The sequence below is a fragment of the Rathayibacter sp. AY1C6 genome (assembly GCF_002931535.1).
Lineage (GTDB): Bacteria > Actinomycetota > Actinomycetes > Actinomycetales > Microbacteriaceae > Rathayibacter.
Genome location: NZ_PSWC01000014.1, coordinates 1 through 26,984, shown reverse-complemented (window position 1 = coordinate 26,984; position 26,984 = coordinate 1). Strand labels below are relative to the sequence as shown.

Genomic DNA, 26,984 nt, shown 5'->3' with positions numbered 1-26,984 from the left:
CCCGTTCATCCGGCATTCACGAGCGGCGGCGCGGAGCGGACGGACGCGGTGCCAGGATGGTCGCATGGACGGCGACAACCTGCTTCTCGAAGACGGTCTCAGCGATGACCTCGACGACGACTTCGACGACGAGGAGGAGCACTCGGACCCGCTCCTCCCCGACAACCGCTACCTCGACCGGGAGCTGAGCTGGCTCGCGTTCAACCAGCGCGTGCTCGAGCTCGCGGAGGATCCGCTGGTTCCGGCGCTCGAGCGGGCGAACTTCCTGGCGATCTTCTCGTCCAACCTCGACGAGTTCTTCATGGTCCGGGTCGCCGGCCTCAAGCGCCGCATCCTCACGGGGCTCGCCCTGCCGACGAACATCGGCCGCGTGCCGGTCGACGTGCTGACCGACATCTCGGAGAAGGCGCACCTGCTGCAGCAGCGCCACTCCCGAGCGTTCAAGGAGCTCGTCGAGCCCGCCCTGCGCGACGGCGGCATCGACCTCGTCCGCTGGGACGAGCTGAGCGACGCCGAGCGCACCGTGCTGGACGACTACTTCTCGGCCCAGGTGTTCCCTGTGCTGATGCCGCTCGCGGTCGACCCGGCGCACCCGTTCCCCTACATCTCCGGCCTCTCGCTCAACCTCTCGGTGCGGGTGCGGAACCCGAAGACGCAGAAGGTCGAGTTCGCGCGCCTCAAGGTGCCGCAGATGCTCCCCCGCTTCGTGCGGATCGCCGGAGTCGCGGCGCCGGGCGAGCCGATGCGGTTCATCTCGCTCGAGGACCTGATCGCCAACCAGCTGGACGACCTGTTCCCCGGCATGGAGATCCTCGACCACCACGTGTTCCGGGTGACGCGCAACGAGGACGTCGAGGTCGACGAGGACGAGACCGAGAACCTGATCAAGGCCCTCGAGAAGGAGCTGCTGCGCCGCCGGTTCGGCCCGCCCATCCGCCTCGAGGTCACCGACGACATGGACGACGAGACGCTGGGCCTGCTGGTCCGCGAGCTCGACATCACGACGCAGGAGGTCTACAAGCTCCCGGCCCCACTCGACCTCAGCGGGCTCTTCAGCCTGCAGAAGATCGACCGCCCGGACCTGAAGTACCCCAATCACGTCCCGACGACGGCGGTGCAGCTCTCGCCCAGCGAGCCCAACCAGCGGCAGGACGTCTTCAAGGCCGTCTCCCGCGGCGACGTGCTCCTTCACCACCCCTACGAGTCCTTCGCGACGAGCGTGCAGTCGTTCCTCGAGCAGGCGGCGGCCGATCCGGACGTGCTCGCGATCAAGCAGACGCTCTACCGCACCTCGGGCGACTCCCCCATCGTCGAGGCGCTCATCGACGCGGCCGAGTCGGGCAAGCAGGTGCTCGCCCTGGTCGAGATCAAGGCGCGCTTCGACGAGCAGGCGAACATCTCGTGGGCCCGCAAGCTCGAGAAGGCGGGCGTGCACGTGGTCTACGGGCTCGTCGGGCTGAAGACCCACTGCAAGCTCGCGCTCGTCATCCGCCAGGAGAAGGGCGGAGTGCTCCGCCACTACTCCCACATCGGCACCGGCAACTACAACCCGAAGACCTCGCGCATCTACGAGGACCTCGGACTCCTGACGGCCGACCCCGAGGTCGGCAAGGACCTCACGCGTCTGTTCAACGAGCTCTCGGGCTACGCGATCGAGAAGAAGTTCAAGCGCCTGCTCGTCGCGCCGCGCCACCTGAGGAAGGGCCTGCTCAAGCGGATCGCCGCCGAGACCGAGAACGCCCGCGCGGGAAGGCCCTCGGGCATCCGGATCAAGGTCAACTCGATCGTCGACGAGTCCGTGATCGACGCGCTCTACCGCGCCAGCCAGGCCGGCGTGCCGGTCGACGTGTGGGTGCGCGGCATCTGCGGGCTGAAGCCCGGCCAGGAGGGGCTCTCCGAGACCATCCGCGTGCGCTCGATCCTCGGCCGCTACCTCGAGCACTCCCGCATCTTCAGCTTCGTCAACGGCGGCGAGCCGGACGTCTTCATCGGCAGCGCCGACATGATGCACCGCAACCTCGACCGCCGCGTCGAGGCTCTGGTGCGGATCGTCGAGCCGGCGCACCTCAGCGAGATCGACGACATGTTCGAGCGGGCGATGGACGAGCGGACCGCCTCCTGGTGGCTCGGCCCGGACGGCGACTGGACGCGGCACCACCTCGACGAGGAGGGCGCACCGCTCGCCGACCTGCAGAACCAGCTGATGCAGCACATCACCCATCGCAAGCGCGCGGCGACACGGTCCGCCAACCGGGCCTCCAGCCGCTGACGCCCGTGACGGGCACCGTCTACGCAGCAGGAGCGGTGTGCTGGCGGATCATCGAGGGCCGCCCGCACATCCTCGTGATCCACCGGCCGCACCGCCGGGACGTCAGCCTGCCCAAGGGCAAGGTCGACGCGGGCGAGTCCCTCCCGGAGACCGCGGTCCGCGAGATCCGCGAGGAGACCGGGCTCTCGGTGGCGCTCGGGGTGCCGCTAGGGTGCACCGAGTACACGCTGCCGAGCGGGCGCCCGAAGGCCGTCTACTACTGGGCGGCGCAGGTGACCGAGAAGGCCGTCCTGGCATCCGACTTCCTCCCGAACGACGAGGTCGAGGCGCTCGAGTGGGTGACGCTCAAGCGGGCCCGGAGCTACCTGACCTATCCGCACGACGTGACGATCGTCGACGAGTTCGCCCGGATAGCCGCACGCGGTGCGCTCGAGACCTTCGCGATCGTGGTCCTGCGGCACGCGAAGGCGGTGCCCGCCTCCTCCTGGGACGGCCGCGACTCCACCCGCCGCCTCACCGGGCGCGGCCGGGTCGAGGCCGCTGCCGCCGCTCAGGCCGTGGCCGCCTGGCGCCCGCGCCGCCTCGTCTCGAGCACCGCCAAGCGCTGCCGGTCGACCATCGCCCCGCTGTCCGGTCTGGTCAGGAAGCCGGTCAAGCTGCGCGACGACCTCAGCCAGGAGGCGCACGAGCAGGGCACCGCCGACGTCCGCGCCCTGGTCGGCAAGCGGGTCCGCGCCCGCCGCACCGCCGTCCTCTGCAGCCACCGGCCGGTGATCCCCGAGATCCTGCGCGAGATCGCCCTCGCCACGGCGACCCCTCTCGGCGCCTACCTCGACGAGGCGGCAGCGCTCCCGACCGGGGGCTTCGCCGTGGTGCACCTCTCCACCGGTCATCCCGGATCCGGCATCGTCGCGATCGAGACGCACACGCCGCTGGCCTGACCGCCCGGGCGCGCTGCGTGACCGGCTCGACGGGTCCGTCCGCACCGGGCCGGTCGCGCCGCCGGGACGCGCCCGACGCACCGCGCCTTCCCCGCCGCCCCGGCGCTCCGCAATCCCCGAGGCGGACCCGTTCACCGCGCGTTCACCGAGCGGTCGGTGCCAGGACACGACCCCTCCGTACTCTCGCTCGCGGGCTGCACCAGGCCCTGTTCTGTTTTCCACGCTTTCCTACCCGAAAGGGATACTTGTGAGATTCTCGCGTCTCGGCCAGGCGGCCGTCGTCGCCGCCGTCGCAGCGATCACGCTGACCTCCTGCGCTGCCAACGAGGCACCGGCCGCAGGCGGCAGCTCCGGCTCCGCCACCACCTCCACGCTCTCCGGCACCATCACCGGGATCGGCTCGTCCGCTCAGGGCACCGCGCAGACCACCTGGGCCGCCGCGTTCCAGACCGCGAACCCCGAGGTCACGGTCAACTACGACCCGCAGGGCTCCGGCGCCGGCCGCACCAACTTCATCGACGGCGCCGCCGACTACGCCGGCTCCGACTCCGCGCTCAAGGACGAGGAGCTCGCGGGCACCTTCGCCGCCTGCGCCCCCGACACCAAGGCGATCGACCTCCCGGTCTACATCTCGCCGATCGCGGTCATCTTCAACGTGGAGGGCGTCGACGAGCTCAAGCTCGACGCGGCCACCATCGCGGGCATCTTCAAGGGCACCATCACCTCCTGGGACGCCCCGGAGATCAAGGCCCTGAACCCCGACGCGACCCTCCCGTCGGCGAACATCACCTCCGTGCACCGCTCGGACGACTCGGGCACCACGCAGAACTTCACCGACTACCTCGCGGCCACCGCGAGCGACGTCTGGGACGCTCCTGCCGCGCAGACCTTCCCGTACCAGAGCGGTGACGGCGCCAAGGGCACCTCGGGTGTCGTCGACGCGGTCAAGAACGGCACCAACACGATCGGCTACGCCGACGAGTCCGGCGCCCAGGGCATGGACATGGCGCAGCTGAAGGTCGGCGACGCGTTCTCGACCATCTCGGCCGACGGAGCCGCGGCGGTCGTCGCCGCCTCGCCCATCGCCGAGGGCCGCGAGGACAACGACCTCGCGATCAAGATCGACCGCACCGGCACCGAGGCGGACGCCTGGCCGATGGTCCTGGTCAGCTACCTCATCGTGTGCCAGGAGTACGCGGACGCCGACAAGGGCGAGGTCGTCAAGTCCTTCGCCTCCTACGTCGCGAGCGAGGAGGGCCAGGAGGCCGCCGCCGCTCAGGCCGGCTCCGCTCCCCTGAGCTCCGAGCTCGCCTCGACCGTCGCCACCGCGATCGAGTCGATCAAGTAGTCCCACCGGCAGGGCCCGTCTCGCAGCACGATCCGCGGGACGGGCCCCGCCTGTGCCGGGCTCGACCCACCGGACGCCCCCTCCGAGCCCTAGCATCTCCCTGTGCGCCCCGCCGAACCCCCTCGTCTGAAGAGAGTCCCCTGGAATGGCAACTGAGACCGTCGTCCGCCCGAAGGCGAAGGTGCGTGTCGGAGATCGGGTCTTCTCGATCTCGACCGTCGCCGCCGGCTCCCTCATCCTCCTCGTCCTCGCCGCCGTCGCGATCTTCCTCATCGCGCAGTCGATCCCCGCGTTCACCGCGCCGGCCGGCAGCCTCCCCGGCGACGCGACGAGCTTCTGGGCCTACGTCGGCCCCCTGGTCTTCGGCACGGTCTGGTCGGCGGTGATCGCCCTGGTGATCGCCCTGCCGCTCTCGATCGCGATCGCCCTCTTCATCTCGCACTACGCGCCGCGCCGCATCGCGATGGCCCTCGGCTACGTGGTCGACCTCCTCGCCGCCGTCCCCTCGGTGGTCTTCGGCCTCTGGGGCGCGACCGTGCTGGCGCCGATGGTGCAGCCCTTCTACCTCTTCCTCAACGTGAACATCGGCTGGTTCCCGCTCTTCGGCGGCCAGGCGTCGGGCACCGGCAAGACGATCCTCACCGCCTCGGTGGTGCTGGCCGTCATGGTCATCCCGATCATCACCGCGGTCTGCCGCGAGATCTTCCTCCAGGCCCCGCGCCTGCACGAGGAGGCGGCGCTCGCGCTCGGCGCGACCCGCTGGGAGATGATCCGCATGGCCGTCCTGCCCTTCGGCGCCCCGGGCATCGTCTCGGCCGCCATGCTCGGCCTCGGCCGGGCCCTCGGCGAGACGCTCGCCGTCGCGATGGTGCTCTCGCCCGCGACGGTCGTCTCCTTCCTCCTGCTCACCTCGCAGAACTCGAACACCATCGCCGCGAACATCGCGCTGCAGTTCCCGGAGGCGAGCGGAGTCGGCGTCAACGTCCTCGTCGCCTCGGGCCTCATCCTCTTCGTCATCACCCTCGTCGTGAACTCGGTCGCGCGGTTCATCGTCAACCGCCGCAAGGCCTTCTCGGGAGCCAACTGATGTCCGCCGCCACCTCGTCGATGCCCTTCTCGCTGCAGGCGGGCAAGCTGCCCAAGGGCACTCCCTGGATGCTGCTCGTCGGCAGCTGGGTCGTGTTCGCCGCCGTCTTCCTGATCCTCCAGGCGGCCGGCATGATGAACGACTTCAGCCTCGTCGGCGCGATCTTCTGGGGCACCGTCCTCTTCGACGTCGCCATCTACGTGGTCTCGCGCCTGGTCGAGGGCGGCCGCAAGGCTGTCGACCGCCTCGTGACCTCGCTGGTCGCGACCGCGTTCATCATCGCGCTGCTCCCGCTGATCTCCCTGCTCTACACGGTCGTCTCCAACGGAGTCGCGCGGTTCGATCCGCTCTTCTTCTCCTCGTCGATGCGCAACGTCATCGACGCGGGCGGCGGCGCCCTCCACGCGATCATCGGCACGCTCGAGATCACGGCCATGGCCGCGCTGATCTCGGTGCCGATCGGCCTGCTCACCTCGATCTACCTCGTCGAGTACGGCCGCGGCCACCTCGCCCGGGCGATCACCTTCTTCGTCGACGTGATGACGGGCATCCCCTCCATCGTCGCGGGCCTGTTCGCGTACGCGCTCTTCGCGCTGCTCCTCGGCCCCGGCGTCCGGATGGGCTTCGCCGGCTCGATCGCCCTCGCCGTGCTGATGATCCCCGTGGTCGTCCGCTCGTCGGAGGAGATGCTGAAGCTGGTCCCGAACGAGCTGCGCGAGGCGTCCTACGCCCTGGGCGTGCCGAAGTGGCTGACCATCGTCAAGATCGTGCTGCCGACCTCCATCGCCGGCATCACGACGGGCATCACCCTCGCGATCGCCCGCGTCATCGGCGAGACCGCCCCGCTGCTCATCGTCGCCGGCTTCACCGCGTCGATGAACTACGACCTCTTCAGCGAGCGGATGATGACCCTCCCGGTCTTCGTCTACACGCAGTACGCGAACCAGGGCCCCGACGCCGAGGCGTTCCTCAACCGGGCCTGGACCGGCGCGCTGGCCCTCATCCTGATCGTCATGGCGCTGAACCTGGTCGCCCGCCTGATCGCGAAGATCTTCGCCCCCAAGCTCGGCCGCTGACACCCACCACTCGGCTCCGGCCGGAATCCCCGAAGGAAGCAATGTCCAAGCGCATCGAGGTCAACGACCTCAACGTCTACTACAGCCAGTTCCTCGCGGTGGAGGGCGTCTCGCTCGCCATCGAGCCCCGCACGGTCACCGCCTTCATCGGCCCGTCCGGCTGCGGCAAGTCGACCTTCCTCCGCACGCTCAACCGCATGCACGAGGTCATCCCCGGCGCGCACGTCGAGGGCGAGGTCCTTATCGACGGCAACAACCTGTACGGCCCGGGCGTCGACCCGGTGCAGGTCCGCCGGCAGGTGGGCATGGTCTTCCAGCGCCCCAACCCGTTCCCGACGATGTCCATCCGGGACAACGTGCTGGCCGGCGTGAAGCTCAACAACCGCCGCATCTCGAAGTCGGACGCGGACGCGCTCGTCGAGCGCTCGCTCCAGGGCGCGAACCTCTGGAACGAGGTGAAGGACCGCCTCGACAAGCCGGGCTCCGGTCTCTCCGGCGGCCAGCAGCAGCGTCTGTGCATCGCCCGCGCGATCGCCGTCTCCCCCGACGTCCTCCTGATGGACGAGCCCTGCTCCGCCCTCGACCCGATCTCGACCCTCGCGATCGAGGACCTCATCGAGGAGCTCAAGAACGACTACACGATCGTCATCGTGACCCACAACATGCAGCAGGCCTCGCGCGTCTCGGACCGCACCGCGTTCTTCAACATCGCGGGCACCGGCAAGCCGGGCAAGCTCATCGAGTACGACGACACCGCGACGATGTTCTCGCGGCCGTCCGTCCAGGCGACCGAGGACTACGTCTCGGGCCGCTTCGGCTGATCCGCCGCAGACGAGAGCGAGCCGCGTCCCTCCGGGGTCGCGGCTCGCTCTCGTTCCACCGCGTTCCCTCCGGGAACGAGAAGAGCCGCACTCCGTCATCGGAGTGCGGCTCTTCTCGTGCTCGGGCCGTCAGGCGATGTCGATCGCCAGTATCGGATCGGTGGTCGGAGTCGGCGAGCCGCCGGCGTCCTCGACCGTCACGGCGACGACTCCGCCCTCGGTCAGGCTCCCCTCGAGCGGGGCCACGGTGCTGCCCTCTCCCCCGTCGAACGTCCCTGCGGCGACCGGACCGGATGAGCCGATGTACCAGAGCTCGTAGGTCTTGTCCTCCGGCAGCGGCGCCAGGTCGTCCACCACGAGGGCGGAGCGGCCGAGCGAGCTCGACCAGACCAGCGTCGCCTGCTCGCCGGTGGCGACCGTGCCGGTCGTCTCCTGCGCGTCGGGGGCGCTGCGGATCTGCTCCAGAGCCGTCTGCTGCTGCGTCTGGCCGGGGCCGGACGAGAGCAGCGGCGGAAGGGTCACTCCGCCGACCACGATCACCGCGGCGGCCGCGGCCGCCGAGAGGTAGACCGCGGGGCGGGCGAACCAGCGGCTCCGGGCGCGGTTCGCGGCGCTGCCGCCACCGTCCCGGCGAGCCGTCGGACCGCTCCGCTCGCCCTCGGAGGCGACAGGGACCAGACGGGGCGCGGCGGGCGCCTCGTGGTCCTCGTCGGGCTCCTCCAGCGGCAGCTGCGGAGTGGTGGCGATGAGCGCCATCAGGTCGGCCTTGAAGCCCGGCGAGGGCTCCACGGCGGGTGCGTCGGCGACCAGCGCCTCCGCCACCTCGGCGAACGCGTCGGCCTCGCCGCGCGCCTCCGGGTGCTCGGAGAGGAAGCGCTCGTAGCGCTCCTGCTCCTCGGGCGTCAGGATGCCCAGTGCGTGACCCGCCGCGAGATCGCGCGGGTCGTCCATCCCGTCGGGGAGTCGCTCATCGTTCACAGGGCCACCCCCATCTCTTCTCGAAGTCTGATCATTCCGTCACGCAGGCGTGTCTTGACGGTTCCCACGGGGCACTGCAGGATCCCCGCGATCTCGCTGTGCGAGTATCCGCCGTAGTAAGCGAGCTGCAGCGCCTGCCGCTGCAGTTCCGTCAGGCGGCCCATGGCGGCCGCGACCTTCTCGTGCTCGAGGGACACCTCCGCCTGCTCAGAGACCTGGTCGTAGTCGCGTCCGAGGTCTCGGATTCCGATGCGCATGTCCCGATCACGGCCGGCTTGAGCCGCGCGGACCCTGTCGATGGCCCTGCGGTGTGCCATCGTGAGGATCCAGGTCGTCGCGCTTCCTTTATTCGGAGCGAAACGCCCAGCGGTTTGCCAGATCTCGAGGAAGACCTCCTGGGCCACCTCCTCGGACTGGGAGCGGTCGACGAGGACGCGGATGATCAGGCCGAGGACCCGGCCGGCCATCTGGTCGTAGAGCGCGGCGAACGCGGCCTGCTCTCCCCCGGCGATGCGCTCGAGGAGGACAGCCGCCTCCGCAGTGGTGTCGTCCGTCATCAGCCCCGCCTCGCCCGCGCCCGGGCTGAAAGATTCCGCGTCATCCAGAAGGCTGTCACGGCCAGGCCTGCAACGACGACCGACACCTCGATCGGATGCGTCACGAATCGGACATCCAGCGCCAACGTGCCGATCGGCACGAGCGCGGGGTCGCCCAGCCGGGGGGCCAGCCAGAGCGAGATCACGGCCACAGCCGCAGCGGTGGTGCCCGGATAGCTGCGCGGGCGGATGAGGACCCAGAGCCCGGCGAGCACGTCGAGGACCGCGAGGACGCGCATCACCGTGCCCTGCGAGAGCGAGACCCCCGCGGCGAACTGGGCGCCCTCCGCGTCGTCGACGCTCGGCGCGGCGAGGAGGTAGAGGGCGGCGACGACCAGCAGCCCCGCCCCCGCCCAGACGCGCGCGCCGATCCGGAGAGCTCTGCTGTTCTTCATTCCGCTGGCGCCTGTCTGTGGGGACTCGGGCGAGGATCGACTCCTCCTGGGCCCTCGCCTCGCGCACCGTGGCGGCGATGCGAGCAGAGAAGGGGCCGGACCGCAGGAACGCCTCTCGGCGCGAGGCCGCTCGAAGCGGCTATAAGTGGAGCCCGGGGTTACTGCGATCCGGCTTCCGCCAGTCTACCAAAGGCCTCCGCGGTGGCGGCGAGCGGCGTTCGCAGTGGGTGAACGCGGGTTGCGCGTCACTCCAGGGAGTCGCTCCGCCACAGCCGCGCGCAGCTCACGAGCTCGGCCGCGGTGGTCGAGAGGCGCAGGGCGCGGGTGGTCAGCTCGCTCGCCCGGGCGGGGTTCACCGGCTCCACGTCGTCGGCGACCGAGACGGCTCCGGAGGCGCTCACGCGGCAGAACGCCGCGGCGCGGTCCAGTGCCACCGCGAAGTCGCCGTCGAAGACGCCGCGGAGGATCCGGTCGGCCAGCTCGGTGATCTCGGCCGGCCCCGTGGGAGTGCTGGCTCCGGCGACCACCGGGTCGATCGTGGCGGACAGCTCGACTCCGCGCTGGTAGAGGAAGCTCGTGCTCTCCGGGTCCTGCCGGATGACCAGCCGCAGCAGGTAGATCCGCCAGAGGGCGCCCGGCAGGCTCGCCGCGCTGGAGCGCGCCCAAAGCTCGGCGAGCGCGTCGATGCCGTTGTGGTCGGTGTACTCGACCAGGCGGTCGATGACCACCGGGTCGGGGTCGTTCCGGACGCGGCTCAGCAGCGCGATCGCGGTCTCGTGGGCGACACGGCTGATCTGCGCCGGGTCCTCTCCTCCCTGGAACGCCTCGAAGACGTGGGAGGGGAACTTGGTCGGCTTGTGGAAGCCGTCTGTCATGGGGCCGCCTTCCGCGGTCGTGCGCGCGAGCGGTCTCGCGCTCGCGCTCCGTAGGGGGTTCGAGGAGGGTAACGCCCGCGGCTGGGCGGGTATGCCCGCGCGGAACGGGTCCGTCTCCCCGGGGCTCGTCGCCTGCTCCGCGGGGGTCCGCGGCCCGCTACCCTGGAGCGCGCGGGCCTCTAGCTCAGTTGGCAGAGCAGCGGACTTTTAATCCGCGGGTCGTCGGTTCGAGCCCGACGGGGCCCACCAGTTACGGCGCGAGGGTCCTTGCCGGCGGCCCTGCCAGTCGACGAACGAATCCCTCCGAAACCCCTCGGCGCAGTGCGTGGCGTCCAAGCCCGAGCGTCGGGGTTGGTAGCTTCTTGGATGTGACGAATGAAGAGTTGAACCAGCGTGGGTACCTGGCAACCGGCAAGCTGCGCGGGGAGACGTTCGGTTCGTTCGAGTTACTGAATGTCGGTGCGACATCGCTGGCAGCACTCAAAGCGGCGGGGCTTTCGCTTGAGCTTCCCTCTAGCCACCCGTTCACTGCGACCGTATACAAGGCTCCCGTCAAGCCCGCCTCCCTCAAACCGGACACGGTGTACTTGAGACGCGACGACACGCGGCCCACCCCCGTTGCCATCGGCGAGCACAAGAAGCCGCACGAATTCTCCGGCGTGGGTGCAGAGAAGCGTTTGCTCGCCGCGCAGGAGCAGGCTCTCCTGTCAGCGCTGGCGGTCGGAGCGACGGTGGCATTCACTACGGACAGCACTCGAACCTCCTACGTCGACGTGGTAATGAGCGCGTCAGCAGGGTTCATCGTCGAGCTTGCCGACGACCGCAGCTTCACGCCAGGCATCCTTGAGGACCTACTCCAGGGCACCGCTACGACCCCGATCGACCCGACGCCACTCGCAGAGAAGGTGTGGCAGCTGATCTGGCACGCGACGAAGGCCGAACCAAAGGAATGCCTGCTGACATTCGTCGAAATCTTCATGCTGAAATTCCTCAGCGACAACCTCCCGAACTCCGTGCTACCAGCGAACTTGAACTTCTACTCGCTCGTCGGCGACTCCGCGACCTTCAAATCGAACAACGGGTTGACCGAAGTCGAGTACTACGTCAATCAGATCAGACCCAAAATCAAGTCGATCTTCCCGGACAATACAATCTGCGACGATCCCTCAGTTCCGGCTCTCTTTGGACTCAAAACAGTTGTTTCCAAGACCTCGATCATAAACGGCTTCGTCTTTCTGCAAAGCGGAAGTAAAACTCATGAGTCATACAACAATACCTTCAGAGCAGTCATCACAGCCTTCAACAACTTCGGGCCACTGACACGAATCGACCCAGAGTTCAAGCTAAGACTTTACGAGACGTTCCTTCGGAAGTCAGCTCGCCTGCAAAGACTGGGGCAATTCTTTACGCCGCGGAACGTTGTGAAGCCTATGGTATCGATGGCTCAGCTCAACAAGTTGAACGATGGCGACGTAGTGCTCGACCCGGCGGCAGGGGTCGGCGGATTCCTGCTCGAGCCTCTTATGTGGCCCGACGCACTGGAGGGGAACCTCTCGATCAAGAACGGGAAGCCTAGCCGCCGCATTCGGACTATCGGGGTCGACATTGATGCCGACCTCCACATTCTCGCAAAAGCAAACATGCTGATTCACCTAGCCGAGATGGTTCGCGACCCGTCAACCACCATGACCGCATTGGGCAAAGCCATGGCCGAATCATTTGTCTTAATGGACGACAGTAAGACGCTCGGGTCGCTTCTGCAGCCACCGATTGACTCCGTATCAGTGGTCCTCACCAACCCTCCGTACGTCACCCGGGGCAGCGCCGTCTACAAGGACGCCATCAAGCAGGTATCAGGTCCCCGGAACGGGAAAATACTAAAGGAGTACTACGACCGCGCGGGTCTCGGCGTCGAAGCCTTGTTCATTCGATATGTCACAGGAGCGTTGAAGCCGGGCGGGCGCGCGTTCGTAATCGTTCCCCAAGGCCTTCTGAACAGGACCGAGCGAGGTCCGAAGCAGCAGCTCCTCGAAGACTGCAATATCTTAGCGTCAATACAATTGCCGCGAAACACATTCTTCAACACAGCGCAGAAAACCTACATTCTTGTACTCGAACGCCGGCACACCGCGGTCGATAGTCGCCCGCCCGTCTTTTGTGGTATCGCTCGCTCGATTGGGGAGTCCCTCGACTGGCGTCGGACGCCCACGCCGGACGACAACGATCTAGCTGACATCGCCGAAGCCTTCGTAGAGCGTGACAACGGCGACGCAACTTCCGCAGACGCTTCTTCCATCGTGAAGATTGTCAATGCTAACGCCTTCGGCATCGATAGTCGCTGGGACGTGATGCGCTTCTGGAGCGACGATGAACTTGTTGATCTTGGGGAGTCCACTGCGCCGCTCAAGCGAAGCGAATTCATTGAGGACACACGCGCAACGCTAGATGAACTATCGCGTGATCTGGACGAAGTGCGCCTGGAACTCGAAGAACTCACTGCGGGCGAGACGGTAACAATATCACTGTCGGACCCCGAGTGGTTTGAAGTCAAATCAGGTACTCGAATCACGACGAAGCAGATTCAAGAGCATCCGCCAACCGACGAGGATGGCGACGAGGTGATCGTATATTCGTGCTTCAAGAACCCTTATATCACCAAGGGGTCAGTCAGCAAGACCTGGCTGAGCGAACACACAAAGGTTGGCCGCAACAAGAAGAAGGTTCCCGCTTATCCAATTGAGGACCGCTCCTCCGTAACCGTCAACGCCAATGGCGCCTCCGTTGGCAAGGTATTCGTCCGACCGCCCGGATGCCTCCTCACCGATGACGTGATTGCTGTGTATCCTATCAAGCCAAACCTGTTTGACTTGGACTACCTGTCAATCGCGCTTCAGAGCGCAGTAACCGCTGGCGGCTTCTTGTATGAAGCAAAGCTATTCGCCACGCGAGTCAAGGAGCTGGAAATTGCAGTCCCTGTGACGGCCGATGGCGCCTTAGACTTTGAGCAGCAGCGCAAGATCGCGTCAGCCACGAAACGGTTCGATGCGAACGTGGAGCGACTTGCCGAGGTCGGCCGATGGAGTGCCGACGCTCGCTTCCTCTAGTTGGTTAGCGAGCCTCGAAGGCGTCAAAGAGGGCGACCTGCGAGGTGTAGTCGGTCGCGTAGAGGTGTGCCTAGATCGTGTCCGTCGTGGTCACGCTCGAGTGCCTGAGCGACCGACTCACCTCTTAAGGCTGGAAACCCGCGGCCAACCAGAGCGACGCGGCTGTGTGGCGAGCCAGTCGAAGGGGGCATCTTTGTTCATCTTCACGACTTGGACATCGCTGACAAGCACAGGGGTCTAGGGCAAGCCTCCGTCGTTCTTCGCGAAGGACACCAAGTGACCTTCGGATTGGAACTCGAGGGTGGAGCGCCGTGGGAACAGCACATCCGCGGGGAGCCGTGGACGTAGCTGACTGCCGACCGCGCAGTGAAGCACGGCGACCCTCTGTTCGCGATGCGGACGACAGTACCGATCGAGACTGCGGAGAGCCCGATGCGGTTGCCTGTCGTCATCGTTGTCTCTAGCCGCGGCAAGCTCATCGATGGGATGCACGTTCTCGAGATGATCGATCAACAGGTGAGCGCCACCTTTGAGGTCGTGGAGACCGGACGCCTCGCGAGCGCGCCCGGCCTTCGGCCGACGCCAGTCGACTACGTGGGGCCGAGGATCAACCCCTCCAATGACGCCCCGCCGAGCTGATCCAAGCCGCGCCGAGCGGCTCCTCAGGCACCCCGCCGTAGGCTCCTCAGGCACCCCGCCGGGAGGCTCCTCAGGCACCCCGCCGGGAGGCTCTCGATCCCAGTGGTTTCAGGGGCAGAAGCGCCTTCGGCGGTCCACCCCGGTTTGGATAAGATCACGGACGAGCAAGCAGGGAGACCGTCACTAATCCGCGGGTCGTCGGTTCGAGCCCGACGGGGCCCACCACCCGCTCGCCTGGTCGCGCTTTCCGGACAGTGCCAGGGCGCGGACAGGTCGCACCACTACCGTGCAGGAGTGCTGACCTTCCTCCGCGCTCTTCTGCGGCGGCCGCGGCTGTGCGAGGCGTGCCGCGTCCGGCCGGCCCGCCGCCGCGATCCGTTCTGCTCGACGGACTGCGCGAAGACGTACTACCTCTACCTCTGACGCCCCGTCCGGGCCCCGGCAGACCGCGACGGCGTCACTCGTGGCAGAGCGACCACACCTCGTCCGGGTAGTCGCGGACCTTCTCGCCGACGAGCAGGCGCCAGCGGCCGTCCTGGTGCTCGAGCAGGCGGCCGGTGACGACCTCCGAGAGCCAGTCGGAGTCGATCCGGTACCAGCGGACGAGGCGGACGGTCGTCGCGGTGTGCGAGACGCGGGTCGTCATCGCGGGAGTCCCTTCTCGAGGAGGGAGCGGGGTGCTGGAACCAGCGGGGCGTTCGACGCGCGAATGGGGGGATGACCCGCGCCGGGACGACTCCGTTGTCGACCGGCCGGGAGACTGCGGCGGGCATCCGGCGGACCGGATGCCAGGAACTCTAGACGACCGCGCAGACGGTGTCTGTCCCGTCGCCGGTCACAGCGGAGCGACTCCGTTCAGCGGGCTCAGGGCTGGACGGTGCAGCCGGCCGGGCGCGTCTGCCGGAACGCGGCCGCCTCGCGGGTGCGGGAGCGGAGCCTCCTCGCGCGGCGGCGGAGGAGCCGCTCGCTCGGGCCGAAGGCTCCGGATTCGAGGAGCTGGCGGAGGGACAGGGTCACCTGCCGGGCCAGACGGGGATCGATGCGGCCGGGGATCCGGATCGCGTCGATGAGGTCGAGGGCGTTGCGCGTGGTGCGGGAGATCGCCATGACGGAACCCTAGGGACGTCGGGGCGCGGTGTGCGCGCCCCGGACGGGGGCGCCGACGGGGACTGATGCTCAGCCCCGGGGCGCCCCGGCGGGATCAGTCGTGCCCGTTGCTGCCGTCGCCACGGCCCGTGGAGGACTGCAGGCGGTCGATGTGCTCGGAGGCCTGGGCCTTGGTGAGGTCGGCGGGCAGGGTCTCGCCCGCCTCGCGCGCGAGGGTGTCGAGGTAGCTGCGCTGCGGGCCGGTCATCGGCTCGTCGCCGGTGACCCAGTCGGACGGGTCCTTGCTGGCGCTGGTGTCGCTGCCGTCGTCGGCACGGGCGCCGAGGACGTCGCCCTCGGTCTTGACATCGGGATCGGTGGTGTTGTCATCGCTCATGGTGCGACCGTACGCCCGACCACCGACGCCGACGAGGGCTTGCGGAGCGGGCCCGGGCGCCCCGCTTCACGAGCCGAGCAGCGCGTGCGCGACGGTGAAGATGACCAGCCCGGCCAGGGAGCCCACGACGGTGCCGTTGATCCGGATGAACTGGAGGTCCTTCCCGACCTGCAGCTCGAGCTTCTCGGACGTCTCGCGCGGGTCCCAGCGGTGGATGGTGTCGCCGATGATGCTGGCGATGTCGGTGCGGTAGCGGTCGACCAGGTTGGCCGCGACCGATCCGATCCAGGAGTCGACGGTCGCCGCGAGACCGGCGTCGGTCGAGAGCCGGCGGCCCAGATCGACCACGATCGACTCGATGCTGCCGCGGAGGGGGCTCGACGGGTCGTCCATCGCGCCGAGGAGGGAGGCCTTCGTCGCCTCCCAGGCGTCCCCGGCGAGCTCGCGGACGCGCGGGCTGTCGAAGGCGCGGTTCTTGATCTCCTCGACCCGGGCGATCAGGTCGGGGTCGGTGCCCAGATCCTGCGCCAGCGTGGCGAGGTAGCCGTCGATCGCGATCCGGAACGGGTGCACCTGGTCCTCGCGCACCGCGGCGACGAAGACGAGCGCCTCGCGGTACAGCCGCTCGTCCACCGCTCGGCTGACCGCGGAGGGCAGCCAGCTCGGCAGGCGGCCGCTGACCATGCGGGTGAAGCTCTGCGGGTTCGCGGTCAGCCACGCCTCCGCCTGCTCCACCAGCGTGTCCACGAGGCGCCGGTGGTGGCCCGCCTCGACCACGCTGCCCACCAGCGAGCCCAGCGGCGGGCCCCACTGCGGGTCGAGGAGGTGGCGCCGCGCCAGCGCCTCGATCACGCGCTGCACGTCGGAGTCGTCCAGCAGGGCGATCGCCGAGCGGACGGCCGCGGCGCTCTCGCCGCCGACCCGGTGCGCGTTCTCCGGCTCGGCGAGCCACAGCCCCGCCCGCCGGGCGATCCCGAAGGAGTCGAGCTTCTCGCGCACGATGGCGCCGCGGAGGAAGTTCTCCTCGACGAACTGCGCGAGGCTCGCGCCGATCTCGTCCTTCTTGGTCGGGATGATCGCGGTGTGCGGGATCGGCAGGCCCAGCGGCCGACGGAACAGCGCTGTCACGGCGAACCAGTCGGCGAGCGCGCCGACCATCCCGCCCTCGCTCGCGGCCCGGACCCACTGCAGCCACGGGTAGCGCTCCTGCAGGGCGAACGACACGGCGAAGACGACGGCCATCACCACGAGCAGGCCCGTGGCGAGCCGCTTCATCCGGACGAGGGCGACGCGCTTGGCCTCGTCGTCGCGCCCGACCGCCGCGAGGGTGGTCATGACGCGGTGGGGAACCCCTCGTGGCGGATGCCCCACGCGACGGTCCACTCCTCGCCCGGCTCGAGCCAGCGCAGGCCCTGCCCGCTGTTGAACGCCTCGGCGGGAGCGGTCATCGGCTCCACGGCGATCGCGGTCTTCACGTCGTCGCCGTCGGGGAAGATCCGGGTGATGAAGACCTGGATGAAGTTGTGCGAGGCGTCGGCCCAGAGGAGCACTCGGCGGCCGTCCGCGGCGCGGAGGCCGTGCACGCTCTCGCCGTCGACCATCCGGACGTCGGCCCAGGCGTCGTCGAGCTCGAGGTCGCCGATGCGGCGGCCGGAGCGGAGGTCCCACTCGGTGCCCTCGACCGGGTTCTGCGCGGTGGGGTTGAGGCGCTCGTCGACCTCGATGTGCGCCGCCGCGTCGACGGTGATCTCGAGCTCGTCGGTCGGGACGTCGCCGATGGCGAGGAAGGGGTGCGTGCCGATGGCGACGGGTGCCTCGTCGGCGCCGACGTTGACGACGCGGTGGACGACCTTCAGTCCGTCGGCCTGCAGCTCGTAGCGGACCGAGGTCTCGAGGTGGAACGGGTAGCCCGCCTGCGGCACGACCGGCGCGGCCAGCTCGACGAAGGACGGGCCCTGGTCGACGAGGCGGTACGGGGTGCTCACCAGGAGGCCGTGGATGGCGTTGTGGTACTTCGGCTCGGTGATCGCGAGCTGGAGCGTCTCGCCGCGGTGGTGCCAGCGCCCGTCCTTCACGCGGTTGGGCCAGGGCATCAGGACGATGCCCGAGCCGAACGGCGGGACGGTGCTCTCCGGGTAGGAGGCGGTGATCTCCACTCCGTCGACCGAGAGGTGGCGCAGCGCTGCGGCCACCTCCGTCACGACGGCGTGCAGGGTGCGTCCCTCGGCGGTGAGGTCGAGCGAGAACTGGCGCCCGGTGGCGGGGGCGGGGGTGAAGTCGGCCATTCCTCGATCCTACGGACTGACGCGCTCGCCGAGCGCCCGGCAGCGGGTGACCGCGAGCCCCGCCTCCTCCAGAGCGGCGACGAGTCCGTCGGCGGCGCCCGCCCCCGTGAGCAGACGGTCGAACTCGTCGGGAGCGGCGACCCGGCCGAGGTCGACCACTCCGAGCTTCGAGGAGTCCGCGACCACGACCCGGCGGGTCGCCGCCTGCAGCATCCGGCGCTTCAGGGTCGCCTCGGGGAGGTTGACGTTGGTGACGCCGGCCTCGGGGTGCACGCCGGTGCAGCCGATGAAGGCGATGTCGGCGCGGATCCGCTCGAGCAGCTCGGACGCGAGCGGCTCGACCAGCGAGTGCTGCAGCGGCCGCAGAGTGCCTCCGGTGACGACGACCGTGAAGCGCGGGATGGCCGGCTCGAGCGCCAGCGCCGTGGAGAGGCCGTTCGTGATCACCGTGACGTCGCGCAGCTCCTCCCGCGCCACGAGCGCGTGCGCGATGGCGAGCGGTGTGGTGCCCACGTCGAGCACGATGCTCTGCCCGGAGGAGACGGAGGCGGCGGCCTCCTCGCCGATCGCGGCCTTCTCGTCGGAGGCGGCGCTCAGGCCCTCCTCGAGCGAGCGCTCGCCGGTGGGCCTCGGCGCCGGGATCGCCCCTCCGCGCACCCGCTGGAGGACGCCCTCGCTCGCGAGCAGGGCGAGATCGGAGCGGACCGTGACGACCGAGACCCCGAGCATGTCGGCCATCGGGGCGACCCCGACGAAGCCCGAGCTCTCGGCGGCCAGACGCAGCCGCAGCCGGCGCTCGATCGCCGACGTGGACTCCTGCTCGCCGTCCGTCCTCATCCGCCCATCGTGCCCGCGGGCCGGTGGACTTGTCAAAGGGAAAACGAGCTTTCCTTTTCGAAGGTGCGGCCCTAGTCTGACTCCTGCCATGAACGAAGCGATCACACTCTCCGCCGGCGTCGTCAAGCGCCCGCACACGCTGGCCGACGGCCGCGAGCTCCTCTACTTCGACGACGCCGACACGACCCTCCCCCCGGAGCGCGCCGCCGACGCACGCCACCTCGACCCCCGCCCCGCCACCGCGCGGATGCGCCAGGACGTGCTGACCGGCGAGTGGGTCTCCATCGCCGCGTCGCGCCAGAACCGCGTGTTCCTGCCGCCGGCCGAGCTCGATCCGCTCGCCCCGGCGTCGCCGACGAACCCGTCGGAGGTGCCCAGCCGCTACGACGTCGCCGTCTTCGAGAACCGCTCCCCCTCCTTCGGCCCGCTCCTCGAGGACGCGGACGCGCCCGCCTCCCTGGAGGACCTGCGCACTCTCGGGCTCGGCCGGACGCTGACCAGTGTCGGCCGCTGCGAGGTCGTCTGCTTCAGCCCCGAGCACGAGGGCTCGTTCGCCACGCTCAGCGCCTCCCGCGCCCGGACCGTGGTCGAGGCCTGGGCCGACCGCGTGGGCGCCCTCTCGGCCCTTCCCGGCGTGCAGCAGGTCTTCCCGTTCGAGAACCGCGGCGAGGCGATCGGCGTCACGCTGCACCATCCCCACGGGCAGATCTACTCCTACCCCTACGTCACACCGCGCACGACCCGCCTGCTCGCCTCGCTCGACAGCTACGGGCCGTCGATGTTCGCCGACGTCCTCGCCTTCGAGCAGGCCGGCGAGCGCGTCCTCCTCCGCGGCGAGCACTTCACCGCGTTCGTGCCGTTCGCCGCGCGCTGGCCGGTCGAGGTGCACCTCCTGCCGCACCGCCACGTCCCGGACCTGGCGGCGACCACCCCGGAGGAGCGCGACGAGCTGGCTGCGATGTACCAGCGCCTGCTCCGCGGCATCGACGCCCTCTACGACACCCCGACGCCCTACATCGCCGCCTGGCACCAGGCCCCGGTGCACGAGCGCCGCGACGAGGTGCGCCTGATGCTCCAGATCACCTCGCCCCGCCGCGCCGAGACGAAGCTCAAGTACCTCGCGGGGAGCGAGGCCGCGATGGGCGCCTGGATCGGCGACATCGCCCCCGAGACGAGCGCCGCGGCCCTGCGCGCGGCGATCGAGCGGGCCGACGCGGCCGTGCTCGAGGCCGGGATCGCACAGCGCCCCGACGCGGCGCTGCCGGTCGCCGCGCACAGCGACGACTCGCTTCCCGGCGGCGCCGCCACTCCCGCCACCACCGCCGCCGACATCGCCGAGGAGAACCGATGACCGCCGCTCCCGCCTCCCTGACCGCCGTCGCCGAGAGCGCGGCCGCCGCCTTCGAGCGCACCTTCGGCCGCCCTGCCGCGGGCGTCTGGGCCGGCCCCGGCCGCGTGAACCTGATCGGCGAGCACACCGACTACAACGACGGCTTCGTCTTCCCCTTCGCGATCGACCGCGCCACGGCGATGGCCGTCGCTCCGAGGGAGGACCGCCTGATCCGGATCAGCAGCGCCTTCTCCCCCGAGGTGGTCGAGGTCGCTCTCGACGAGCTCGGCCCCGGTGCCGTGACCGGCTGGTCGGCCTACCCGCTCGGCGTGGTCTGGGCGCTCACCGAGTACGGCGTCGACCTGGGCTCCCGCTCGGGCTTCGACGCGTACGTCGACTCCGACGTGCCGGTCGGCGCGGGGCTCTCGAGCTCGGCGGCGCTGATGTGCGCGATGGCCGTCGCCCTCGACGAGCTCTGGCACCTCGGCTTCGACCGCGCGACGATGGCCCGCGTCGGTCGTCGCGCCGAGAACGTCGCGGTCGGCGCCCCCACCGGGATCATGGACGAGTCCGCCTCCCTCTTCGGGAAGCGCGACGCCGCGGTGTTCCTGGACTGCCGCAGCCTCGACACCGAGGTCGTCCCCCTCGGGTTCGAGGAGGCCGGGCTCGTCCTGCTCGTCGTCGACACCCGCGTCGAGCACGCGCACGCCACCGGCGGCTACGCCGAGCGGCGCGCCTCCTGCGAGCTCGGCGCCGCGACCCTCGGCGTGCCGTCGCTCCGCGAGCTGACGGTCGACGACCTGCCGCGCGCCCAGGAGCTCCTCGACGACGTCACCTACCGGCGCGTGAAGCACGTCGTGACCGAGGACGCCCGCGTGCTCGAGACCGTCCGCACCCTGCGCGAGCACGGTCCCCGGGCGATCGGCGATCTGCTCGACGCCGGCCACGTCTCACTCCGCGACGACTTCGAGATCTCGGTGCCCGAGCTCGACACCGCCGTCGAGGCGGCGCGCGGCGCCGGAGCGATCGGCGCCCGGATGACCGGCGGCGGCTTCGGCGGCTCCGCGATCGCCCTCACGCCGGTGGAGAAGGAGGAGGAGGTCCGCGCCGCGGTCCTCGCCGCCTTCGCCGAGAAGGGCTTCGCGACTCCGGAGCTCTTCCTGGTCACGGCCGCCGACGGCGCGGGTCGCGTGCTCTGACCTCTGCTCCCGTCGACGCCCCCCTGCGACCTCGCGTCGCAGGGGGCGTTCCTCGTCCAGCCGCTACGGCGCCGGATCCGGCGGAACGACGGCGCGCGATTCTCCCCCGGTGACCCGGACCAGCTCGGCGAAGCTCGTCGGGTAGACGGTGTGAGCGTGCCCGGCCGCAGCCCAGACCACGTCGTAGGCGGCGAGGGCCGTGTCGACCACGGTGCGCAGCGGCGCGGGATGGCCCACCGGCGCGATCCCGCCGATCGTCTGGCCCGTCGCGGACTTCACCTCCGCGGCCGGCGCCCGGGTGATCGATCCGCCCAGCTGCACGCCCAGCCAGGCGGTGTCGACGCGGTGGCCGCCGCTGGTCAGGACCAGCAGCGGCGCACCGTCGAGCAGGAACACGAGCGAGTTGGCGATCTGGCCGACGTCGACGCCCAGCGCCTCGGCCGCCAGTGCGGCCGTCGACGCGGCCGAGTCGAGCCAGCGCACGGTCGGGTGCACGCCGTCCCGGTCGAGGTCGTCGAGGACGCGGTCGACGGCCGGGTGGCTCCGTTCGCTCATGCCGCCGAGGCTAGCGCCCCGGCCGCGCTCACTTCTCGAACGTGGAGGCGTCGATCACGAAGCGGTAGCGGACGTCCGAGGCGAGGACGCGCTCGTAGGCCTCGTTGATCTGCGAGGCCGAGACGACCTCGACCTCGCTCGCGATGCCCTTCTCGGCACAGAAGTCGAGCATCTCCTGGGTCTCGCGGATGCCGCCGATGCCCGAGCCCGCGAAGGAGCGACGGGCGCCGAAGAGCGTGAAGACGTGCAACGGCAGCGCCTCGGCCGGAGCGCCCACGTTCACCATCGTGCCGTTGCGGCGCAGGAGCCCCAGGTAGGCGTCGAGGTCGAGGGGCGCGCTGACCGTGTTGACGATCAGGTCGAAGGTGTTCGCGAGATCGGTGAAGGTCGCCTCGTCGCGCGTCGCGTAGTAGTGGTCGGCGCCCAGGCGGAGGCCGTCCTCCTTCTTGCTGAGGGTCTGCGAGAGCACGGTGACCTCGGCGCCCATCGCGTGCGCGAACTTGACGGCCATGTGGCCGAGCCCGCCGAGGCCGACGACGGCCACGCGCTTGCCGGGCCCCGCCTCCCAGTGCGAGAGCGGCGAGTAGGTCGTGATGCCCGCGCACAGCAGCGGAGCGGCGGCCTCGTAGGGGATCGACTCCGGGACGCGGAGCACGAAGTCCTCGACGACGACGACGTGCGTGGAGTAGCCCCCCTGGGTGATGGTGCCGTCGCGGTCGACGGAGGCGTAGGTGCCGGTGTTGCCCTTCAGGCAGTACTGCTCCTCGCCCGCGAGGCAGTTCTCGCACTCGCGGCAGGAGTTCACCATGCAGCCGACGCCGACGCGGTCGCCGACGGAGTGCTTGGTGACCTCGGAGCCGACCTCGGCGACGACGCCGACGATCTCGTGGCCGACGGTCAGCGGGTACGCCACCGGACCCCAGTCTCCGCGGACGGTGTGGATGTCGGAGTGGCAGATGCCGGAGTAGGCGATCTCGATGAGCACGTCGTGCGGTCCGACGTCGCGGCGCTCGATGGTGGTGGGGACGAGCGGCTCGGTCGCGGAGGGGGCGGCGTAGGCGGTGACGGTGAGCATGGGTTCTCCTCGTGGGGCGGGGCGCGCTCCGAGGACGTGTCCGACGGGGTGGGGGACGCGAGAGCGCCGGGCCACGCTACCGGCAGGCGACTGGACGTCGCCCCCGAGCGCGGTCCGGCGCGGGTCCTGTGGCGCGGGACCGGTCAGCGCAGGGCGCGCTCGGCCGCCGTCACCACGTTGTGGATGAGCATCGCGCGCGTCATCGGGCCGACGCCGCCGGGCACGGGCGAGAGCCAGCCCGCGACCTCCGCCACCTCCGGTGCGACGTCGCCCGTCAGCTTCGCGCGGCCCGTCTCCGGGTTCTCGACCCGCGTGATGCCCACGTCGAGCACGGCGGCGCCGGGCTTCACCCAGTCGGCGCGGATGAGCCCGGGCACGCCCACGGCGGCCACCACGATGTCGGCGCGGCGCACCTCCGCGGCGAGATCGGCCGTGCGGGAGTGGGTGAGGGTCACGGTGGCGTCGAGGCCCTTCCGCGTGAGCAGGAGCCCGAGCGGACGGCCGACGGTGAGCCCGCGGCCCACGACGACGACATGCCGGCCCGAGGTCGGGATGCCGTGGCGCTGCAGCATCTCGACGATCCCGTTCGGCGTGCAGGGCAGCGGGCTGTCCAGCTCACCCTCGACGCCGAGCACCAGGCGGCCGAGGTTGGTGGGGTGCAGGCCGTCGGCGTCCTTGTCCGGATCCATGAGCTCGAGCATCGCGTTCTCGTCGATGCCCTCCGGCAGCGGGAGCTGGATGATGTACCCGGTCACGGCCTCCGAGTCGTTGAGCTGCCGGATGGCGGCGCGGATGTCGTCCGCCGACGCGGTCGCGGGGAGGTCCACGCGGATCGACTCGATCCCGACCTCCGCGCAGTCGCGGTGCTTGCCCGCGACGTACGAGCGGGAGGCGGGATCGTCCCCCACCAGCAGCGTGCCGAGCCCGGGCACGACGCCCCGCTCGCGTAGAGCGGCGACCCGCTCCGCGATCTCCGTCTTGACCGCCGTCGCCGTCGCGACGCCGTCGAGTACCTGTGCCGTCATCTCGGGCTCCTCGGTCGTGGCGCGGCGGAGGTGGGCGGTGCCCCGTCCTCCGCCGCGCGGGTGGTGCAGCGGATCGACTACAGCCCGGGGTAGAGCGGGAAGTCGTCGGTGAGACGGGCGACACGGCCGCGCAGCGCCTCGAGGTCGGCCGAGGGCTTGAGCGCCTCGGCGATGACGTCGGCGACCTCGGTGAACTCCGCGTCGCCGAAGCCGCGCGTCGCGAGCGCCGGCGTGCCGATGCGCAGGCCCGAGGTGACCATCGGCGGGCGGGGGTCGAACGGCACGGCGTTGCGGTTGACCGTGATGCCGACCTCGTGGAGGCGGTCCTCGGCCTGCTTGCCGTCCAACGGCGAGTCGCGCAGGTCGGCGAGGACGAGGTGGACGTCCGTGCCGCCGGTCAGGACGTCGATGCCCTCGGCCTTCGAGTCGGCCGCCGTGAGGCGCTCGGCGAGGATCTGCGCGCCGCGGATGGTGCGTGCCTGGCGATCGGCGAACTCGGGCTCGCCGGCGAGCTTGAACGCGGTCGCCTTCGCGGCGATCACGTGCATGAGCGGGCCGCCCTGCTGGCCGGGGAAGACGGCCGAGTTCAGCTTCTTGGCGTACTCCTGCTTCGCGAGGATGAGCCCCGAGCGCGGGCCGGCCAGCGTCTTGTGGACGGTGGTGGTCACGACGTCGGCGTAGGGCACCGGCGACGGGTGCAGCCCCGCCGCCACGAGGCCGGCGAAGTGGGCCATGTCGACCCAGAGCTTCGCGCCGACCTCGTCGGCGATGGCGCGGAACGCCTCGAAGTCGAGCTGACGGGGGTAGGCGGACCAGCCGGCGATGAGCACCTGCGGGCGGACCTCGAGGGCCTTCTCGCGGACCGCGTCCATGTCGATGCGGAAGGTCTGCGGGTCGACGCCGTACGCGGTCGCGTTGTAGAGCTTGCCCGAGAAGTTCAGCTTCATGCCGTGGGTCAGGTGGCCGCCGTGCGCGAGCTCGAGGCCGAGGATGGTGTCTCCGGGCTGCACGAGCGCGGCGAGCGCCGCGGCGTTGGCGGAGGCTCCGGAGTGCGGCTGGACGTTGGCGAACTCGGCGCCGAAGAGGGCCTTGGCGCGGTCGATCGCGAGCTGCTCGGCGATGTCGACGTACTCGCAGCCGCCGTAGTAGCGGCGTCCGGGGTAGCCCTCGGCGTACTTGTTGGTCAGGACGGAGCCCTGCGACTCGAGGATCGCGCGCGGCACGAAGTTCTCGCTCGCGATCATCTCGAGGTAGCCGCGCTGGCGGTCGAGCTCCTGCTGGAGCACGGCGGCGATCTCGGGGTCGACCACCGACACGGGCTGGTCGAACGAGGCGGCGACGCCGGGGCTGGCGGGGGAAGAGGACACGGACGCTCCTTGGCTGGGAAACGGAAGGGGCCCGGCAGGTCGCTGCGGCGCGACACGGCTCGTTCGGGCGACCCGATCTACGGTATCCGTTCCAGCCCAGGCGTGCGGCGGGAAAAGTGTCCGGGGCGCTGCCCCGGAGGAGGTGCCGCTCCCTGATGGTCACCCATCCGAACGCCAGTCGCGGCGGGCTCACTCTAGCAAGCGGGCCGGGTGGCGCGGGAGTCGCGCCAGTCGGGGACGGGCACGCGCGATCGTGCGACGATCCCTCGGGCGGTCCCGGCGCGGGACCGGGAGGGAGGGCGTCGCCGTGAGTCCTCGACGCCGCTCCGAGCGCATCGACGGCCGCAGCGACGAGGAGCTCGTCGCGCTGGTCCGGGAGGGCCGCACCGACGCGGTCTCCGAGCTCTGGCGCCGCCACTCCTCGGCCGGGCGCACCGTGGCCCGGGCGTGGGCGAGCAGCTCCGACCCCGACGACCTGGTCTCGGAGGCGTTCCTCCGCGTCCTGCGGGCGATCGAGCGCGGCGGCGGACCCGAGGGCGCCTTCCGCCCCTACTTCTTCACCACCGTCCGCAACGTCGCGGGATCCTGGGCCCGGCGGGACCGGCACGAGCGGCCGTTCGACGAGGCCGACCGCGCCCTCCCCTCTGCCGGCCCCGATCCCGAGGCGCACGCCCTCGCCGCCCTCGAGCGCGACCTGGGCGCGCGCGCGTTCCGGGCGCTGCCGCCGCGCTGGCAGGAGGTGCTCTGGTACACGGAGGTGGAGGGCCTGTCCCCCGCCGCCGCCGCACCGCTGATGGGCCTGCGGCCCAACGCGGTCGCAGCGCTCGGGGTGCGGGCGCGGGAGGGGCTGCGCTCCGCGTGGATCCGGGAGCACGTGGCGGACGCCTCGGCGACGGGCGAGTGCGAGTGGGTGCTCGAGCGGGCGGGGACGTACGCGCGAGGACGAGCCCCCGTCCGGGACAGGCACCGCATCGATCGGCACCTGGACGGGTGCCTCTCCTGCCGGGAGGCGCTGGCGGAGGCCGAGAGCACTGCGCGCCGCCTCGCGTCGGTGCTGCTGCCGCTCTCGGCCGGCGTGAGCGGTGCGGCAGCCTGGGCGGCGGGCGGGGGCTCCGGCGCGGCCTCCGGTCCGCTGCCGAGCGCGGTCCGGGCGTCGAGCGCGGTTCGAGCGTCGAGAGCGGTCCGAGCGTCGAGAGCGGTCCGAGCGTCGAGAGCGGGCAGCGGAACAGGAGTGGTCGTCGCCGCGTCCGCTGCGGCGGCACTCGCGATCGCGGGAGTCGTCGGGGCGGCGGTTCTGCTGTCCGGGAACGGGGGCGGCGCGCTCGTGGCGGCGGAGGACGCCTCCGCGCGGGTGGACGAGCGTGCAACGGCCGAGGCGGCTGCGCCCACATCGAGCGGAGGAGCGGCGGCGAGCGCCGACCGGCCGGAGACGGACCCGGAGGCCGCGGACCGGACGAGTGCAGCGGACGGCGATCCGGCGGGGCGGTCCAGCGGTTCCGGCGCCGCTCCGAGGAGCACGGTGCCGGCCGTGGCCGGACGGGCTGCGTCGGACGATGCCGGAGCGACGCGCGCGACCCCCGGGAGGACGGGACGCCCGCCGCAACAAAAGCCGTCCCACGATCCCGTCGGCGCACCGGCGTCGAGAGGGATCGAGGCGACCGCCTCCCCGACTCCTGCCGCCGAGCCCGCCCCGTCCCGC

General features: G+C 70.4%; 26 protein-coding genes and 1 tRNA gene. 13 read left to right on the top strand and 14 right to left on the bottom strand.

Annotation, left to right across the window (positions count from 1 at the left end; translation table 11 throughout):
• Positions 1 to 64: 64 nt before the first annotated feature.
• The 6 genes from C5D36_RS10005 to pstB all read left to right on the top strand — a co-directional run bounded on the left by C5D36_RS10005 (position 65) and on the right by pstB (position 7,542).
• Positions 65 to 2,269, top strand: coding sequence for an RNA degradosome polyphosphate kinase (locus C5D36_RS10005; RefSeq protein WP_104224702.1), 2,205 nt, complete (start codon positions 65 to 67; stop codon positions 2,267 to 2,269).
• A 5-nt stretch (positions 2,270 to 2,274) separates the two neighbouring features.
• Complete coding sequence (locus C5D36_RS10000) at positions 2,275 to 3,210, top strand: NUDIX domain-containing protein (RefSeq protein ID WP_104224703.1); 936 nt, start codon at positions 2,275 to 2,277, stop codon at positions 3,208 to 3,210.
• A gap of 247 nt (positions 3,211 to 3,457) precedes the next feature.
• A complete protein-coding gene (gene pstS / locus C5D36_RS09995; protein WP_104233897.1) occupies positions 3,458 to 4,558 on the top strand; it encodes a phosphate ABC transporter substrate-binding protein PstS in 1,101 nt (366 codons plus the stop codon).
• A gap of 145 nt (positions 4,559 to 4,703) precedes the next feature.
• Positions 4,704 to 5,645 carry a phosphate ABC transporter permease subunit PstC gene (gene pstC, locus C5D36_RS09990; protein ID WP_104227270.1) on the top strand — a complete coding sequence of 314 codons (942 nt, stop codon included), beginning with the start codon at positions 4,704 to 4,706 and terminating at the stop codon, positions 5,643 to 5,645.
• Positions 5,645 to 6,721 carry a phosphate ABC transporter permease PstA gene (pstA, locus tag C5D36_RS09985; RefSeq protein WP_104224706.1) on the top strand — a complete coding sequence of 359 codons (1,077 nt, stop codon included), beginning with the start codon at positions 5,645 to 5,647 and terminating at the stop codon, positions 6,719 to 6,721. Before pstC ends, pstA begins: the two co-directional genes overlap by 1 nt.
• 41 nt (positions 6,722 to 6,762) lie before the next feature.
• Complete coding sequence (gene pstB / locus C5D36_RS09980; protein ID WP_104224707.1) at positions 6,763 to 7,542, top strand: phosphate ABC transporter ATP-binding protein PstB; 780 nt, start codon at positions 6,763 to 6,765, stop codon at positions 7,540 to 7,542.
• A gap of 129 nt (positions 7,543 to 7,671) precedes the next feature.
• On the opposite strand, the gene C5D36_RS09975 is transcribed toward pstB, so the two are convergent.
• From C5D36_RS09975 to C5D36_RS09960, 4 genes are all read right to left on the bottom strand, one after another.
• Positions 7,672 to 8,520: an anti-sigma factor domain-containing protein gene (locus C5D36_RS09975; protein ID WP_146083729.1), complete on the bottom strand. Its 849-nt coding sequence runs from the start codon at positions 8,518 to 8,520 to the stop codon at positions 7,672 to 7,674.
• A complete protein-coding gene (gene sigK / locus C5D36_RS09970) occupies positions 8,517 to 9,077 on the bottom strand; it encodes an ECF RNA polymerase sigma factor SigK (protein WP_104224709.1) in 561 nt (186 codons plus the stop codon). Before sigK ends, C5D36_RS09975 begins: the two co-directional genes overlap by 4 nt.
• Positions 9,077 to 9,511: a hypothetical protein gene (locus tag C5D36_RS09965; RefSeq protein WP_104295734.1), complete on the bottom strand. Its 435-nt coding sequence runs from the start codon at positions 9,509 to 9,511 to the stop codon at positions 9,077 to 9,079. The genes sigK and C5D36_RS09965 overlap by 1 nt, the downstream gene beginning before the upstream one ends.
• A gap of 245 nt (positions 9,512 to 9,756) precedes the next feature.
• Positions 9,757 to 10,386, bottom strand: a complete 630-nt coding sequence (locus tag C5D36_RS09960; protein WP_104227273.1) for a DNA-directed RNA polymerase subunit beta — start codon at positions 10,384 to 10,386, stop codon at positions 9,757 to 9,759.
• Between the two features lie 173 nt (positions 10,387 to 10,559).
• On the opposite strand from C5D36_RS09960, the gene C5D36_RS09955 reads away from it, so the two are divergent.
• The 4 genes from C5D36_RS09955 (at position 10,560) to C5D36_RS17170 (ending at position 14,552) form a co-directional block, all read left to right on the top strand.
• A tRNA-Lys gene (locus tag C5D36_RS09955) sits at positions 10,560 to 10,635 on the top strand.
• 119 nt (positions 10,636 to 10,754) lie between these two features.
• A complete protein-coding gene (locus C5D36_RS09950) occupies positions 10,755 to 13,490 on the top strand; it encodes an N-6 DNA methylase (protein WP_146083728.1) in 2,736 nt (911 codons plus the stop codon).
• 366 nt (positions 13,491 to 13,856) lie between these two features.
• Positions 13,857 to 14,129, top strand: a complete 273-nt coding sequence (locus C5D36_RS09945) for a hypothetical protein (RefSeq protein ID WP_104295732.1) — start codon at positions 13,857 to 13,859, stop codon at positions 14,127 to 14,129.
• Between the two features lie 294 nt (positions 14,130 to 14,423).
• Positions 14,424 to 14,552: a hypothetical protein gene (locus tag C5D36_RS17170; protein ID WP_258062912.1), complete on the top strand. Its 129-nt coding sequence runs from the start codon at positions 14,424 to 14,426 to the stop codon at positions 14,550 to 14,552.
• Positions 14,553 to 14,586: 34 nt separating this feature from the next.
• On the opposite strand, the gene C5D36_RS09940 is transcribed toward C5D36_RS17170, so the two are convergent.
• The 6 genes from C5D36_RS09940 to C5D36_RS09915 form a co-directional block, all read right to left on the bottom strand.
• Positions 14,587 to 14,775, bottom strand: coding sequence for a hypothetical protein (locus C5D36_RS09940; RefSeq protein WP_104224712.1), 189 nt, complete (start codon positions 14,773 to 14,775; stop codon positions 14,587 to 14,589).
• A 218-nt stretch (positions 14,776 to 14,993) separates the two neighbouring features.
• A complete protein-coding gene (locus C5D36_RS09935; protein ID WP_104256416.1) occupies positions 14,994 to 15,236 on the bottom strand; it encodes a hypothetical protein in 243 nt (80 codons plus the stop codon).
• A gap of 94 nt (positions 15,237 to 15,330) precedes the next feature.
• Positions 15,331 to 15,612 (bottom strand): DUF3072 domain-containing protein, encoded by a 282-nt coding sequence (locus C5D36_RS09930; protein ID WP_104224714.1) that lies wholly within the window; start codon positions 15,610 to 15,612, stop codon positions 15,331 to 15,333.
• 66 nt (positions 15,613 to 15,678) lie between these two features.
• Positions 15,679 to 16,947: a DUF445 domain-containing protein gene (locus C5D36_RS09925; RefSeq protein WP_104224715.1), complete on the bottom strand. Its 1,269-nt coding sequence runs from the start codon at positions 16,945 to 16,947 to the stop codon at positions 15,679 to 15,681.
• Positions 16,944 to 17,897, bottom strand: coding sequence for an aldose 1-epimerase family protein (locus C5D36_RS09920; protein WP_104295731.1), 954 nt, complete (start codon positions 17,895 to 17,897; stop codon positions 16,944 to 16,946). Before C5D36_RS09920 ends, C5D36_RS09925 begins: the two co-directional genes overlap by 4 nt.
• A gap of 9 nt (positions 17,898 to 17,906) precedes the next feature.
• A complete protein-coding gene (locus tag C5D36_RS09915; RefSeq protein ID WP_104288068.1) occupies positions 17,907 to 18,734 on the bottom strand; it encodes a DeoR/GlpR family DNA-binding transcription regulator in 828 nt (275 codons plus the stop codon).
• Between the two features lie 88 nt (positions 18,735 to 18,822).
• Here C5D36_RS09915 and galT point away from each other — a divergent pair, with 88 nt between their 5' ends.
• Together galT and galK are read left to right on the top strand one after the other, a co-directional pair.
• Positions 18,823 to 20,085 carry a galactose-1-phosphate uridylyltransferase gene (galT, locus tag C5D36_RS09910; protein WP_104256412.1) on the top strand — a complete coding sequence of 421 codons (1,263 nt, stop codon included), beginning with the start codon at positions 18,823 to 18,825 and terminating at the stop codon, positions 20,083 to 20,085.
• Positions 20,082 to 21,263, top strand: a complete 1,182-nt coding sequence (galK, locus tag C5D36_RS09905) for a galactokinase (RefSeq protein ID WP_104233903.1) — start codon at positions 20,082 to 20,084, stop codon at positions 21,261 to 21,263. The genes galT and galK overlap by 4 nt, the downstream gene beginning before the upstream one ends.
• 63 nt (positions 21,264 to 21,326) lie before the next feature.
• Here galK and C5D36_RS09900 read toward each other — a convergent pair whose 3' ends face one another.
• The 4 genes from C5D36_RS09900 to glyA form a co-directional block, all read right to left on the bottom strand.
• On the bottom strand, positions 21,327 to 21,818 hold the full coding sequence (locus C5D36_RS09900) for a YbaK/EbsC family protein (RefSeq protein ID WP_104295730.1): 492 nt from the start codon (positions 21,816 to 21,818) through the stop codon (positions 21,327 to 21,329).
• 28 nt (positions 21,819 to 21,846) lie between these two features.
• Positions 21,847 to 22,893, bottom strand: coding sequence for an NAD(P)-dependent alcohol dehydrogenase (locus C5D36_RS09895; RefSeq protein ID WP_104233905.1), 1,047 nt, complete (start codon positions 22,891 to 22,893; stop codon positions 21,847 to 21,849).
• Between the two features lie 143 nt (positions 22,894 to 23,036).
• The gene (locus C5D36_RS09890) at positions 23,037 to 23,918 is read right to left on the bottom strand and encodes a bifunctional methylenetetrahydrofolate dehydrogenase/methenyltetrahydrofolate cyclohydrolase (protein WP_104295729.1); all 882 of its coding nucleotides are present in this window, start codon (positions 23,916 to 23,918) and stop codon (positions 23,037 to 23,039) included.
• A 77-nt stretch (positions 23,919 to 23,995) separates the two neighbouring features.
• Positions 23,996 to 25,285: a serine hydroxymethyltransferase gene (gene glyA / locus C5D36_RS09885; RefSeq protein ID WP_104295728.1), complete on the bottom strand. Its 1,290-nt coding sequence runs from the start codon at positions 25,283 to 25,285 to the stop codon at positions 23,996 to 23,998.
• A gap of 307 nt (positions 25,286 to 25,592) precedes the next feature.
• Between glyA and C5D36_RS09880 the strand changes: the two genes are divergently transcribed.
• Positions 25,593 to 26,984, top strand: a 1,392-nt coding sequence (locus C5D36_RS09880; RefSeq protein WP_104295727.1) for a sigma-70 family RNA polymerase sigma factor, incomplete at its 3' end; no start/stop codon positions are given.

Excerpts from the sequence above, each read along its gene's own strand:
- C5D36_RS10005 (WP_104224702.1), top strand. The coding sequence starts at position 65 with ATGGACGGCGACAACCTGCTTCTCGAAGACGGTCTCAGCGATGACCTC.
- pstC (WP_104227270.1), top strand. The coding sequence starts at position 4,704 with ATGGCAACTGAGACCGTCGTCCGCCCGAAGGCGAAGGTGCGTGTCGGA.
- pstA (WP_104224706.1), top strand. The coding sequence starts at position 5,645 with ATGTCCGCCGCCACCTCGTCGATGCCCTTCTCGCTGCAGGCGGGCAAG.
- pstB (WP_104224707.1), top strand. The coding sequence starts at position 6,763 with ATGTCCAAGCGCATCGAGGTCAACGACCTCAACGTCTACTACAGCCAG.
- sigK (WP_104224709.1), bottom strand. The coding sequence starts at position 9,077 with ATGACGGACGACACCACTGCGGAGGCGGCTGTCCTCCTCGAGCGCATC.
- C5D36_RS09965 (WP_104295734.1), bottom strand. The coding sequence starts at position 9,511 with ATGAAGAACAGCAGAGCTCTCCGGATCGGCGCGCGCGTCTGGGCGGGG.
- C5D36_RS09960 (WP_104227273.1), bottom strand. The coding sequence starts at position 10,386 with ATGACAGACGGCTTCCACAAGCCGACCAAGTTCCCCTCCCACGTCTTC.
- C5D36_RS09940 (WP_104224712.1), bottom strand. The coding sequence starts at position 14,775 with ATGACGACCCGCGTCTCGCACACCGCGACGACCGTCCGCCTCGTCCGC.
- C5D36_RS09935 (WP_104256416.1), bottom strand. The coding sequence starts at position 15,236 with ATGGCGATCTCCCGCACCACGCGCAACGCCCTCGACCTCATCGACGCG.
- C5D36_RS09930 (WP_104224714.1), bottom strand. The coding sequence starts at position 15,612 with ATGAGCGATGACAACACCACCGATCCCGATGTCAAGACCGAGGGCGAC.
- C5D36_RS09925 (WP_104224715.1), bottom strand. The coding sequence starts at position 16,947 with ATGACCACCCTCGCGGCGGTCGGGCGCGACGACGAGGCCAAGCGCGTC.
- C5D36_RS09920 (WP_104295731.1), bottom strand. The coding sequence starts at position 17,897 with ATGGCCGACTTCACCCCCGCCCCCGCCACCGGGCGCCAGTTCTCGCTC.
- C5D36_RS09915 (WP_104288068.1), bottom strand. The coding sequence starts at position 18,734 with ATGAGGACGGACGGCGAGCAGGAGTCCACGTCGGCGATCGAGCGCCGG.
- galT (WP_104256412.1), top strand. The coding sequence starts at position 18,823 with ATGAACGAAGCGATCACACTCTCCGCCGGCGTCGTCAAGCGCCCGCAC.
- galK (WP_104233903.1), top strand. The coding sequence starts at position 20,082 with ATGACCGCCGCTCCCGCCTCCCTGACCGCCGTCGCCGAGAGCGCGGCC.
- C5D36_RS09900 (WP_104295730.1), bottom strand. The coding sequence starts at position 21,818 with ATGAGCGAACGGAGCCACCCGGCCGTCGACCGCGTCCTCGACGACCTC.
- C5D36_RS09895 (WP_104233905.1), bottom strand. The coding sequence starts at position 22,893 with ATGCTCACCGTCACCGCCTACGCCGCCCCCTCCGCGACCGAGCCGCTC.
- C5D36_RS09890 (WP_104295729.1), bottom strand. The coding sequence starts at position 23,918 with ATGACGGCACAGGTACTCGACGGCGTCGCGACGGCGACGGCGGTCAAG.